This is a genomic window from Candidatus Enterococcus moelleringii, assembly GCF_017377575.1.
GTDB lineage: Bacteria > Bacillota > Bacilli > Lactobacillales > Enterococcaceae > Enterococcus_A > Enterococcus_A moelleringii.
The window spans coordinates 23,651-36,152 of the sequence record NZ_JAFREM010000048.1; the positions used below are offsets into that span (position 1 = coordinate 23,651).

At 43.4% G+C, this 12,502-nt stretch carries 11 protein-coding genes; all 11 read right to left on the reverse strand.

Annotated features, from left to right (window positions below; all coding sequences use genetic code 11):
* Positions 1 to 103: 103 nt before the first annotated feature.
* On the reverse strand, positions 104 to 1,846 hold the full coding sequence (locus tag JZO70_RS21905) for a carbon starvation CstA family protein (protein ID WP_207675868.1): 1,743 nt from the start codon (positions 1,844 to 1,846) through the stop codon (positions 104 to 106).
* 198 nt (positions 1,847 to 2,044) lie between these two features.
* On the reverse strand, positions 2,045 to 2,722 hold the full coding sequence (locus tag JZO70_RS21910) for a hypothetical protein (RefSeq protein ID WP_207675831.1): 678 nt from the start codon (positions 2,720 to 2,722) through the stop codon (positions 2,045 to 2,047).
* Between the two features lie 15 nt (positions 2,723 to 2,737).
* Entirely contained in the window at positions 2,738 to 3,856 is a 1,119-nt protein-coding gene (locus JZO70_RS21915; protein WP_207675832.1) for an NAD(P)-dependent alcohol dehydrogenase, read from the reverse strand.
* 18 nt (positions 3,857 to 3,874) lie between these two features.
* On the reverse strand, positions 3,875 to 4,939 hold the full coding sequence (gene buk / locus JZO70_RS21920) for a butyrate kinase (protein ID WP_207675833.1): 1,065 nt from the start codon (positions 4,937 to 4,939) through the stop codon (positions 3,875 to 3,877).
* Positions 4,940 to 4,943: 4 nt separating this feature from the next.
* A complete protein-coding gene (locus JZO70_RS21925) occupies positions 4,944 to 5,834 on the reverse strand; it encodes a phosphate acyltransferase (protein WP_207675834.1) in 891 nt (296 codons plus the stop codon).
* Between the two features lie 10 nt (positions 5,835 to 5,844).
* A complete protein-coding gene (locus JZO70_RS21930; RefSeq protein ID WP_207675835.1) occupies positions 5,845 to 7,185 on the reverse strand; it encodes an aldehyde dehydrogenase family protein in 1,341 nt (446 codons plus the stop codon).
* 144 nt (positions 7,186 to 7,329) lie between these two features.
* The gene (locus JZO70_RS21935; RefSeq protein WP_207675836.1) at positions 7,330 to 7,908 is read right to left on the reverse strand and encodes a TetR/AcrR family transcriptional regulator; all 579 of its coding nucleotides are present in this window, start codon (positions 7,906 to 7,908) and stop codon (positions 7,330 to 7,332) included.
* A gap of 253 nt (positions 7,909 to 8,161) precedes the next feature.
* Positions 8,162 to 9,019, reverse strand: a complete 858-nt coding sequence (locus JZO70_RS21940; RefSeq protein WP_207675837.1) for an AraC family transcriptional regulator — start codon at positions 9,017 to 9,019, stop codon at positions 8,162 to 8,164.
* A 94-nt stretch (positions 9,020 to 9,113) separates the two neighbouring features.
* Positions 9,114 to 10,265, reverse strand: a complete 1,152-nt coding sequence (locus tag JZO70_RS21945; RefSeq protein WP_207675838.1) for a pyridoxal phosphate-dependent aminotransferase — start codon at positions 10,263 to 10,265, stop codon at positions 9,114 to 9,116.
* A 19-nt stretch (positions 10,266 to 10,284) separates the two neighbouring features.
* Positions 10,285 to 11,007 (reverse strand): amino acid ABC transporter ATP-binding protein, encoded by a 723-nt coding sequence (locus JZO70_RS21950; RefSeq protein ID WP_207675839.1) that lies wholly within the window; start codon positions 11,005 to 11,007, stop codon positions 10,285 to 10,287.
* The gene (locus tag JZO70_RS21955; RefSeq protein ID WP_207675840.1) at positions 11,000 to 12,454 is read right to left on the reverse strand and encodes an ABC transporter substrate-binding protein/permease; all 1,455 of its coding nucleotides are present in this window, start codon (positions 12,452 to 12,454) and stop codon (positions 11,000 to 11,002) included. The genes JZO70_RS21950 and JZO70_RS21955 overlap by 8 nt, the downstream gene beginning before the upstream one ends.
* Positions 12,455 to 12,502 lie beyond the last annotated feature (48 nt).

A 12,502-nucleotide genomic window follows, 5' to 3' on the forward strand; every position in this document is an offset into this window, starting at 1 on the left:
GGGACTGACAATTATCCCTTTAAAAACTTGACGATTCATCAAATTACTGAAAAATCGCCTTGAAAGCTACCCATTCGGCAATTTTCCAAGACGATTTCTAAATTTATTCTACCACAACTTTTTCTTTCGGTTTTTCACCGGTCTGGAACAGGGCCTGCAAGCATTTTGTTGCGACCATAATTCCCAATCCTAATAACAAGAAGGCAAAGACTAATTGCAGACCGTCTGACAAGAAGACAAACTGTCCGACTGCTGGTGTTGCTGGAATGGTCACTAAGAATTGGGTTGCACTCATTAGTTTAGTGACTAATCCGTAAATTGACATGCCAAGCGCCGTGAAGGTAACTGCCAGCATGATCCCCATTGGAATGTAGAACATCACGCCCGATTTTTTCGAGGTTTTCATGTATACTGCTACGGCAATCATTACCATTGCTGCTAACAATTGGTTGGCCGAACCGAATAATGGCCAAACACTGTTGTAGCCGCCAAGTGACAACACATAACCTGCTGCTAAAGTAATCACAGTTGCCACATATTTGTTGGTCAACAATTTGGCGATTCCAGTTTGTTCCCCTTCTTCGAAAAAGAACTCCTGTAAAGACATCCGACCGATCCGAGCCACTGAGTCAAGAGATGTCAACGCCAACGCCGATACACACATAGTCATGAAGCATTGCGCTACATGAACTGGCAAACCAAAGTTCGTCAAGAAACCAGCGACTGAGCTGGAGAAAATTTGGAATGGCGTTCCTTGCGGCAATTGACCGTTTTGCGCCACAGCACCCGCAACGACTAAAGCGACAACTGCCAAGACACATTCACACATCATGGCACCAAAACTAATTGGGCGCATATCTTTTTCGTTCCGTACTTGTTTAGAAGACGTACCCGAAGATACCAAACTGTGGAAACCAGAAACCGCACCACACGCTACAGTAATGAACAAAATTGGGAACAAATATTTCACACTGCCAGTGGCATCCACTACCGCAAAGCCGTTAAAGGCGTTCAAATCCATCGCTGGATGTTCCACCAACAAACCTAACACGGCGGCGATAATCATCCCTAATAACATATAAGTGCTCAAGAAATCCCGCGGCGCCATCAACAGCCACATTGGCATAACCGAAGCCAAGAACAAGTAAGCAAACACGATCAACAACCAAGTTTGTTTATCAGCAAAAATTGGAAAAGCGATCCCTAATGCCAAAGTTCCCAGCAATACAGCAATCCCAAAGATGTGCATCACTGCACCCTTCATATGGACTTTTTTCATGACAAAGCCGACTAAAATCGCAGCTACGATAAACAACATAGAGATAGAAGCCGCTGAAGCATTTGCGGTATTAACTGATTCCGCCACATCTGGAGTAAAGCCGTTAAAGGTAGTAGCAACGATATCACCGAAAGCCGCGATTACCAATAAAGCAAACAACCAGCAAAACAGCAGGAATAATTTTTTACCCATTTTGCCGATGTATTTCTCAATAATCAGGCCGATTGATTTACCGTCATTTTTAACAGAGGCATAAAGTGCCCCAAAGTCATGAACCGCTCCAAAGAAAATTCCGCCAAATAATATCCATAAGAAAGCCGGCACCCAGCCAAACATGGCTGCGATAATGGGACCCGTTACCGGACCTGCTCCCGTAATCGAAGAAAATTGATGACTGAACACTACAAAAGCTGGTTCTGGTACATAATCCTCACCATCTTCTAATCGAACTGCCGGTGTGAGCGCTTTGGGATCGATCCCCCATTTTTTCTCCAGCCACTTAGAATACCCAACATAAGCGGCGATAAAACAAATAATTCCAACTAACAAAATCACGACACCGTTCATCTTTCTCACCCTTCCTCGTTTATCATTTAATTTTAATTTACCTCATATATTCCCACATTCACATTAGAATGTAAAGAGAATTGCTGAAATTTTCTGACAAATATTCTAGAAAGGCCTGAAAACACCGCGAAAACGAGCACATCCCGCGATGTGCTCGTCTTTTCTAACTATTTAAGCCACTTTCTCCAGAAGCTGCTTTTACACCAGTTCTTCCTCCTCCGTGATTTGCGCAGGTTCGCTGCCTTTTTTCGCTGCAAAGGAAAGGATAATTCCTAAAGCAATCGAACTGAAAGCTGCTACTGCAACACGAATATCTTCTGGCAATAAGAAGACGATGGAGTGAACCGGAATCCAGAATAAGATCCCGACTTTCAACCAGTTGAAGGTAACAAAGGTGCCCCAGTCAATCTTGTTGACCAAACCTTTGAAGGAAACCTTCTCATTGTTGTACTTACTCTCAATCCACAAATCTGCCAAGCGATGGAAGGTGTTCATTGCCGGAGCAAATGTTAGGTTCATGATACTACTTCCAAAAATCGCCTGCGCTACTGGTACACCGTAAAACGGTAATAGACTTCCTTCTTGCGCTTGTCCTGCTCCACCCATGAAGACAGGAAATACTAAGGTAACCATACAGCCGATGATCCCCCAGACCACAGAAGTCACCAATACTCTAGAAGATAGTTGATAATCCCCTGAAACGATTCGCTTGCCCATCACATCACCCATCGTAGCCAAAATCGCGAACTTGATAAAGCCGCTAATGTAATGATGGGCATTGCTAAAGCTTAAGATGACCTCTCTTGAGCTCGGTACTAAAAACAATGCCAATGCAACCAAGAACAGCAAGGCCCAAATGACGTCGCCTTTTTTCATTAATGTGCCCTCCTCTTAGCTTGGCGGTTGATAAGATTTGTCCATAACCACCACTGCTTTAATGACCTCACCGCTAACAGAATCCGCTTCGGCTTGGTTAATATCCTCAAAGTCATAGTATTTCACAAATTGATCAAACGGAAACTCGCCACGTTTGTAGAATTCGATCAAGTTTGGCAAATGGAATTTCGCAATCGTGTCGCCAATTAAGACGCCGCGGATTTTCTTGTTGCCGAACACTAGATCAAAGAAAGTATTCACTTCAAAATTATTTTTCGTTACCGCTAATGGAACAAAGGTACCTGAATTTGTTAACGAGTGCATCGCTTGCGTCATAATTGGCGGTACACCAGTTGTGTCAATGACATAATCCACTCCAGCACCGTTGGTTACTTCCATGACAAAGTCTTGGCCGCTGGCTTCTTTACTATTAAAGATATGGCTGGCACCTAACTCTTTAGCTTTTTCCAACCGCTCATCATTAATGTCCATCGCAATAATTGGATAGCAGCCGGCAATTTTCGCTGCCATAACCGCCGCAAAACCTACTGCACCAGTTCCGAAAATCGCAATGCTTTGACCCACTTCAGGTTTCAATACGCTGAGAATCGCACCACTACCAGTTCCCAATCCACAGCCTAAAGGTCCTACTAAACGCAAATCTACATCTTTAGTCACTTTTACAATGTTGGATTCGTCCGTCAAGCTGTAAGTTGAGAAGGAAGATTGGTTAAAGAAGTTGTTTACTTCTTCGCCGTTTTCGGTATGAAGAACATATTCTCCCCGTGGATTTTTCCCAATATTATTCACAGCAAACCAGCGGTCACAGGATGATGGGTGACCTTCTGCACAATGTTTACATTCGCCGCAATAAGCATAGGATAAGATAACATGATCGCCGACTTCCACAGACGTTACTGCATCACCGACTTTTTCGACAATTCCTGAGCCTTCATGCCCTAATACGTTAGGAAACTCTAAACTGTTTCCGTTTCTTTCCCCGTAGTCAGACCGGCAAAGACCGGAAGCGACGATTTTAACTAAGACATCCTTTGCCCCAACATCGGCTAATTCTACATCGGTAATCTCATATGGTGCACCTTTTTCTTTTACTAACGCTGCTTTGATTTTCATTGAGTTGTGCTCCTCTCGTTATTTGTATTGAAATTTTTGAGCTGTTTCTTGGCCTAATACCACCCGTTCGGCACCTTTGGATAAGGCAATCATTTCGTGTTCGCCGGCTTCGATAACCACTGGTGCGATAAAGCCGACCCGTTCAGTCAATCCGCTGACCACTCGTTTGGAATGAGCAACCCCACCGGTTAACACAATCCGATCCACTTGCCCGTTTGCGACAGTTGCCAAGCCGCCGATTCCTTTGGCAATTTGATAAATAAAAGCATCATAGACAACTTTTAGTTCTTCATCTCCACCATCAATTCGTGCTTCAATCTCCCGTGCGTCGCTGGTGCCGGCGTAAGACTTTAAGCCGCCTTCCCGTTTGTACAGACGCATCATTTCTTTTTCGCTATTTTCGTAGCACAAAGCAATTACATACTTCAAAGGCAAGCCGCCGGTTCGTTCGGTTGAAAAAGGTCCTTCATCATCGGAAATTGAATCAACCATTTTGCCTTTGTGGTGAATACTAATGGAATTTCCCCCGCCTAAGTGCGCAACAATTAAGGTGGCGTCGTTGTAGTTGAGACCTTCTTCACGAGCTACCTTCATGGCAACTGCCCGCATGTTTAATGCATGGCCGATGCTTTTGCGTTCAATTCCTTTTAGTCCTGAGACTCTGGCTACATCTTCGAATTGATCCACGGAAACTGGATCATAAATCAGAGCCAGTGTTTTCTCGTTGCCTTGCCGCTTAATTTCATCGGCTAGGACCGCTCCTAAATTCGAAGGGTGTTCTACTTTGGTGACGTGTTTCAGATAGTGGATCATTTCATCATTTACTTCAAAGGCTCCAGCCGCAACTGGCGGTAAAATGCCGCCGCGACCCACCACTGCATCCAATTCTTTGGGATCAATCCCATGTTCTTCCATGAAGCTTAATAGAATGTCTCGCCGAAAATCAATCTGATCAATCGGCCGCTGAAAGTCTTTCAGCTCTTCAGCGGTATGGGAAATACTTTGTTCCTCAATGATTTCTCCATCGACATAGTAGGATACTTTGGTAGAGGTTGAGCCTGGATTAATCGCTAAAATTTTCATGGACTCACTCCTTACTGCAATACATGGCGACTAAGATTGAGTACGCCTTTTCTTCTTCAGTTGACCCCCGCGAGGTCATAACAATCGGCACCTGAGCACCCATAATTATTCCTGCCATCTTGGCACCAGCCAAAATCGTTAAGCTCTTGCCTAATACATTCATCGTGGTAATGTCTGGTCCCACAACGATGTCGGCATCGCCGGCTACTGGACTTTCGTAGTGTTTAATTGCTGCAACTTCTTTACTTAAAGACAAGTCCAATGAAATCGGGCCGTCAATGAAGCAGGATTCCGGTGCTTCTTTTTGGATTTCTTCCATAATTTCTTGGGCTTCAATCGTAGCAGGCACCTTCGGATTAACATTTTCAGCAGCTGCCAATAAGCCAACTTTTGGTTTTGCCACCCCGATTTTGTTCATCACTTGAATTCCATGTTCAATTAGAATTTTTTTCTCGGCTTTGCTGGGGGCTAAGACCATCCCGCCATCTGTGGTTAACAATAATTTGTGGTAAGCGGGAATTTCATTTAAAGCCACGTGACTCAATAAACCGCTTTTGGCTATTCCGTTTTCTTTGTTTACGATCGCCTTCAAGAATGGCCGCGTTTGAATGTGTCCCTTCATTAGAAAGTCAATCTTGCCTTCTTTAACCAGTTCTACCCCTTTTTCAGCACAGGCGTCTTCCCCATCAGCATCCACAATCGTCGCAGAGTATCCTAGCTTAGCTAGGATATCTGCGATAACTGCTTCCGGCCCGATCAAAACGGGTTCCAAATACTCTTTTACCTTGGGATTAAAAACCGACTGAATAGTTACCTCATCGCTGGCGTTTACGACCCCGATGCGGATTTTTTTATTACTGGAAAAATTGGCCAATAAGTCATCAAATTTTTTCATTAGTCTCACCTTAATCCCATGGAGAGCCAGTGTCTTCTGGTTCTACTGGCATCGCAACGCGAGAAGTGTTAATTAAATGTTTGTAATTTAAGTTTTCAGAAATGATGTTGTTGCCCCATGAACCGCAACCTAATGAAACCGTTGGACTTAGACCGTTGGCTGGTGAACCGCCGGCATCAATCGTTGGCTGGTTGATGACTACCCGGCTGACTGGTAATTCTTCACCGGCATAAACCATATGCTCTTTTGTATGAGTGAATACGCCAGCTGAGTGTCCAGCACCTTCTAATAGTAGGTTTTCTTTTGCGTAATCTACCGCTTCTTCAAAATCTTCGTAGCTCTTCAAAGCTAAAACTGGCAGCATTTTTTCTTTACAGAACAGTTCTGCTGCGCCCACTTTGTCTACCCGAACCGCAATAATTTGTGAGCCCTCTGGAATCGAAATGCCTGCTTCTTTGGCAATCACATCAGGATCTTGACCGATCATATCTGGATTTGCCCGACCTTCAGGGAAGATTGTTTTTCTTAATTTGTCTAAGTCCCCTTCATCAGTGATGACAGCCGCTTGTTTGCCTTCCAAAGCTTTGAAGACTTCTGCTTCTTTTTCACTTGGGTAGATCAAGCTTTGTTGGCAAGCGCATACAATTCCGTTATCGAAGGAACGCCCGATTACAGTTAATTCTGCGGCTACTTCTACGTCGAAATCACGATCCAAGATAGCTTGCACGTTCCCAGGTCCTACGCCGTATGCTGGATGACCGCTTGAATAAGCTGATTTAACTAAGCCCGGTCCGCCTGTAGCAACGATTAAATCAACAGCTTTCATTAATTCCTGTGATAGTTCAATACTTGGTTCTTCAATTACTTGTAATAAATCTCTTGGAGCGCCAATGCTGACTAAGGCTTCACGCATTAACTCGATTGTTTCTTTGGTTGTTTTCTTTGAACGAGGGTGTGGTGACACAATCATGGCATTTTTGCCTTTTAATGCCATTAAACCATTTCCTAATGGAGTAATGGTTGGATTAGTTGTCGGTGTTACTGAACCGATAACCCCTACCGGATGTCCAATTTCAATGAGTCCTTCTTCTGGAATTTCACGTAACACGCCTACAGATGGTTTATTCTTCAATGCGCCGAAAATGTTGGTAGCCATCCCTTGATTTTTACCGATCTTATGATCCAAACGTCCCAAACGCGTTTCTTCGATGGCCAACTTTGCTAAAGGTTCTGCTTGATCGAAAACTGCCTTAGAGATCACATAGAGCATTTTGTCTGTTTGTGCTTGATCGTAATCGCTGATTTCCTCCATTGCCGCACGTGCATTTTTTACCATTTCTTCAATTGTCATAGCCCTTAAAACTCCTTTCTTTTTTTAAACATACATCGATGTATGTTTCTTACAATCTCATCATAAACACAAATGGAAGCGCTGTCAACATCGTGAAAAAAGTAACTTGTCTGATATGCTGCCTCAGACAAGTTACTTGGTTGGTTATATCATGTTAAATATAAAGGAAACATTTTTGCGGATAGTTTCGAGGGTGTAATTATCTTTAACCTCTTGGGGAGTAGCTGAGCCGTACATGCCTTCAAAGTAGTTATAAAAAAGGCTGGCTAAGGCTTCGGCATCCGCTTTGCTAAGTCCTTCAGCCGTCAATCCTTCTAAGAAAAATTGATACAATCGACGTTTCGACTCACGAATTTCTTGCAGTAATTCCTCGAATTCCTGATGCTGCTCAATCGTTTTTAAGGACTGCTGAAGGAATTTGAAGTTCATCGAGTTATTGTAAGGGACGAAAATGACCTTAACAACCTTCTCCTTGAATGATAAGGCGTCATCTTCCATAATAATCTGCTTTTCAGCTTGAACTTTCTCCAAAATTTGCAGTACTAGCTGATAAAATAGTTCAGTCTTATTGGCAAAATGCCAATAGGCCGCGCCACGACTAACATGAGCATCTCTGGAAATTTTATCCAACGACGTATTTTCAAAGCCAATCTGGTAAAAATTCTTCAATGCTGCGTCCATTAAATCCTGCTTTGTTACTTGACTGTCTTTCTTTCGGGCCATGCCGGACCTCCTCACTAAAAATAACAAATTTTACTTTTTCAATTTTCTTTTGAAACCTAAAAAAAAGGATCAGAAAATCGAAAAAAGCAAGAGATTGTGAAACAAATCATTTGTTCAACTCATTTTGACACGCTAATTCTGTTGAAAATATCGCTAATTCGTTACCACATTATACCATGATTACCGCTTTTAGCGATATTGCCTTTCAGAAGAAAGAACCAACGACTAATGATCAGTCGTTGGTTCTTAAGGTTTATTCGCTTTTAGCTCTGACTGGCAGCCAAATTTGAAACTTGGCATCGGCCGGATTTTGATCCAGATAGACTTCCATATCTGGAAGTTCTGCGTATTCAAAGCCGGAAGTCGGCAGCCATTCGGTGAAAATTTGTTTGCCTAAATCTTGAATCGCATGAGGCATCGGACCAGTTCCGGCGAAAACCGCCCACTTAGCGGCTGGGATTTTGTACTGTTGGAAACCTGCTGGTACTTCTTCGGAAGCAACTGCGATGATGTATTCCCACTTTTCCTGAACCGCTTCGGTCATCAGGCTGATACCAAAAACTCCTGGACTATTTGCATCCATAATTGGCAACAGCTTCTGCAGCTTGCCTGAAGCAGCTGTTTCATTCCAAAACATTGGAATTTTCTGTTGATTTTCCTCCATGTTTTCTCCAAGCTCTAAGCCCAGGCCTGTCACATGAAACGCCTCTTTGTCGATTAATTGATATTCCATTGCGTGCACCCCTTTAACGGTAATTGCGAAGGTCAGCATGGGATAACTGGTTAGTTTGGCCCCATCCTTTTTCGCTTCCTGAGGGGTGATACCATGAACCGTTTTGAATACTCGATTAAAAGAAGTCGGCGATTCATAGCCGTATTTTGCTGCTACATCAATCACTTTTTGTCCTGCCTGCAAATCCACACCCGCTAAGCTCATTCTGCGTCGGCGAATATATTCTCCCAACGTCACACCAGCGATATAGGAAAACATCCGCTGATAATGATAGGCGGAGCACTTAGCCCGTTTGGCAGCTTCTTCAATCTCAATTTCACCGGTTAACTGTTCCTCCACATAAGCGATGCTATCGTTAAACCAATCCAACCATTCCATTTTCTTACCTCCTGCCAGATTTCTCTGATACTTTTAGTTTAAGGGGTTTCTTAGGATACTTCCTCTTAATCCTTGCACGTTTGTAAGAGTTTTTTTAGAAGCTTAGTTTTTCTAAACGGTCGAAGGCTTCCTTCAAGAGTTCTTTTGATTGGGTAGCCGCCAGACGAATGTACTCATCCCCTACGGTTTCACCGAAAGCTTTGCCGGGAACGAAAAGCACCCCGCTTTTTTCCAGAACCGTTTCTACAAAAGTTACCGAATCTAGTCCGCTTTGGCTAATGTTAATGAAGGCATACATACTGCCGGCCACCGGCGTTAAGGACAGGTAAGGAATAGTCGCTACTCGTTCTTCAATATAATCCAAGCGCTCTTTGAAAAGCGCCACGTTGTCCGGCACAATTTCCTGATAATGATTCAAGGCATAAATTCCGGCCTGCTGAGAAACGGTGGGCGCAGAGTAGGTTACACTTTCATTGATTAAGCCGGCGATATCATTTACAAAAGTCGGCGCAATCATGTAACCAATTCGCCAACCCGTCATCGCGAAGCCTTTGGAAAGTCCGCTGATGGTAACCGTATGGTCTGGTGCGAACTTCGCCATCGGGACAAATTCTTCTTTGAAGGCAAAGTCTTCGTAAATCTCATCGGAAATAATGAACAGATCATGGACAATTGCCACCTCAGCGATTTGCTTCAAGGTTTCGGCTGAGAAAACCGCACCCGTTGGATTATTGGGTGAGTTGATAATAATCGCTTTGGTTTTGTCGGTAATGGCTGCCTTTAAATCCTTCACATCCAATTGAAACTGATTCTCCTCGTAAGTCGGCACCATTACCGGCTGACCGCCAGACAATAATACTTGTTCTTTGTAAGGAGAAAAGAAAGGTTCATGAATAATCACTTCGTCACCGGGATCTAAGATAGCCTGCATGACTAAATACATCGCATGCAAGGCCCCCACAGTTGCCCGAATTTGTTGCGTTTCAAAAGTCAGATCGTATTTCTTCTTATAATAGGAAGCAATTGCTTCAAGAAATTCTTTTTTGCCCGCCGGGGCCGTGTAATTGGTCGCCCCATTGGTCACATCCTGAAACGCCGCATCAATGATTGATTGATGGGTAATGATATCTGGATCACCGATAGACAAATCGATGATGTTTTCTGTTTCCTTCGCTAAAACCGCAATGCGCATCAACAGATTTTCCGCCGGTTGTTGAAAGCGTTGGGCCAATTTGGTTTGATCCATCCTGAGTTCCTCCCTGTTTCTATAGTACTTTGTTCAAAAAGTCTTGCGTACGTAGATTTTTCGGCTGATCAAAGATTTCCTCAGGTGTACCCTCTTCTTGGATTACACCATCAGCCATGAAAATTACCCGATCAGCAACTTCTTTGGCAAAGCCCATTTCGTGGGTAACCACCACCATGGTCATGCCTTTTTCGGCTAAATCTTGCATAACACTCAGTACTTCCCCCACCATTTCCGGGTCCAAAGCAGAAGTCGGTTCGTCAAACAGCATTACGTCTGGATTCATTGCCAAAGCACGGGCGATCGCCACCCGCTGCTGCTGGCCGCCAGATAAGCTGGAAGGATAAGCCGTTGCTTTGTCCTTTAGTCCTACTTGTTCTAACAGCTTCAAAGCGTTTTGCTTCGCCTGTTCGGGATCTTCTTTTTTAATTTTTACTGGTGTGATGGTCAAATTATCCAACACACTCATATGAGGAAACAGATTGAAGTTTTGGAACACCATTCCCATTTTTTGCCGCAGCTGGTCGATATTGACATCTGGCGAGGTAATATTTTGGCCTTCAAAGCTGATTTCGCCAGAAGTTGGCGTTTCTAATAAATTCAAGCAACGCAAAATCGTACTTTTCCCGCTGCCGGAAGGACCAATAATAACTACCACTTCACCGGCTTCTACCGTTAAGTTGATAGATTTCAAGACTTCATTTTCACCAAAGCTTTTGCTGAGATTTTTTACATTAATCATTAACCCCTAGTCTCCTTTCGGCTAAGCCTAACAAGCGTGAAATACAGAAGGTCATCACAAAGTAAATCAGTGAGACGATCACGTATGGCAAGAAGGGCTTAAAGCTGGCACCTTGTACGACACCGGTTTGGAAAATCAGTTCCGATACACCGATGACGGATACTACGGAAGATTCTTTAATAATTGTCACAAATTCGTTGCCTAAAGCAGGCAGGATATTTTTAATTGCTTGCGGGAAAACAATATAGCGCATGGCTTCTTTTTGGTTCATCCCTAACGAGCGAGCCGCTTCAGTTTGGCCTTTGTTCACGGCATTGATCCCAGCTCGAACAATTTCCGCCACATAAGCGCCACTGTTTAAGGATACTGCAATACAACCGGCCAGCAGCTTCGATAAATCTAGGCCTAAAACACCTGTTCCGAAGTACACGATGAAAATTTGTACCAGCAATGGTGTGCCCCGTACATATTCAATGTAAGCAATTGACAAGAAACGCAAAATTTTGTTCTTGCTTAGTTTCATTAAGGCTAAAATACTGCCGACAATCATTCCGAACAGCACACCCACGAAAGCTAGCAAAATCGTATATTTTGCACCGCTAACGTAATAAGGCAAATATTTCTGGAAGAAGGATTGATCCTCTTGGAACATTAATTCGTTGGCATCCGACAAATAACCGTCTAATAGATTGTTGTCATTGATCTCAGCAATTGATTCGTTGACATGCTCTTTTAAGACCGGCGTGTTTTTCGAGATCGCAATTGCGGTGACCTTTTCCCCTTGTTCAAATTCAACTGGCGCGATTGCTACATTGTCACTTTGCTGCACATAGGCTTCAGCGATGGGTTCTTCTAACACAACAGCGTCAATTTTTTGATTGATTAAGTTGTTAATCAGATCAGGAACTTTTTGCAGCGAAGTAACCTCTGAACCAGCCATTTCGGTTTTCGCTAGTTCTTCTTGGGTCGTTTGCTTTTGTGCCCCGACAGGAACGCCGTTAAAATCAGCCGTCGAGCTAAATTTATCGGCATCATCTTTACGGACTAATACTTTTTGCTGAACAATGTAATAGGGGTCAGAAAAATCGACTTCCTGCAGTCGTTCTTCAGTAATTGACATTCCCGAAATAACCATGTCGATCTTCCCGGTCTTCAAAGCGCCTAACAACGCATCAAAACCTAATTCTTCCACTTTTAATTTCACGCCCATATCTTCGGCGATCTTCTCAGCGATGGAAACATCAAAACCGACGATCGTATCCTTGCCGTCTACCTCCGCATGAAATTCGTAAGGACCGTAGTCAGCTGATAAGCCCACTACTAACTCTCCACTTTGCTGAATCCGCTCATAGATCGGATCTGTTTCTTCTGCCTGTGCTGATACAAATGGAAAAATACTTGCCAGTAACATCAGTATCGCCAGGAAGACTCCTGCTTTTTGTTTCATCCTATCCACTCCTTGTTTAATGAATAATAATAATTTCTTAAAGGAAAT

Coding starts and splice junctions, on each gene's coding strand:
- JZO70_RS21940 (WP_207675837.1), bottom strand. CDS start 9,019: ATGGAATGGTTGGATTGGTTTAACGATAGCATCGCTTATGTGGAGGAA.
- JZO70_RS21935 (WP_207675836.1), bottom strand. CDS start 7,908: ATGGCCCGAAAGAAAGACAGTCAAGTAACAAAGCAGGATTTAATGGAC.
- JZO70_RS21945 (WP_207675838.1), bottom strand. CDS start 10,265: ATGGATCAAACCAAATTGGCCCAACGCTTTCAACAACCGGCGGAAAAT.
- JZO70_RS21925 (WP_207675834.1), bottom strand. CDS start 5,834: ATGAAAAAATTTGATGACTTATTGGCCAATTTTTCCAGTAATAAAAAA.
- JZO70_RS21955 (WP_207675840.1), bottom strand. CDS start 12,454: ATGAAACAAAAAGCAGGAGTCTTCCTGGCGATACTGATGTTACTGGCA.
- JZO70_RS21930 (WP_207675835.1), bottom strand. CDS start 7,185: ATGACAATTGAAGAAATGGTAAAAAATGCACGTGCGGCAATGGAGGAA.
- JZO70_RS21905 (WP_207675868.1), bottom strand. CDS start 1,846: ATGAACGGTGTCGTGATTTTGTTAGTTGGAATTATTTGTTTTATCGCC.
- buk (WP_207675833.1), bottom strand. CDS start 4,939: ATGAAAATTTTAGCGATTAATCCAGGCTCAACCTCTACCAAAGTATCC.
- JZO70_RS21910 (WP_207675831.1), bottom strand. CDS start 2,722: ATGAAAAAAGGCGACGTCATTTGGGCCTTGCTGTTCTTGGTTGCATTG.
- JZO70_RS21950 (WP_207675839.1), bottom strand. CDS start 11,007: ATGATTAATGTAAAAAATCTCAGCAAAAGCTTTGGTGAAAATGAAGTC.
- JZO70_RS21915 (WP_207675832.1), bottom strand. CDS start 3,856: ATGAAAATCAAAGCAGCGTTAGTAAAAGAAAAAGGTGCACCATATGAG.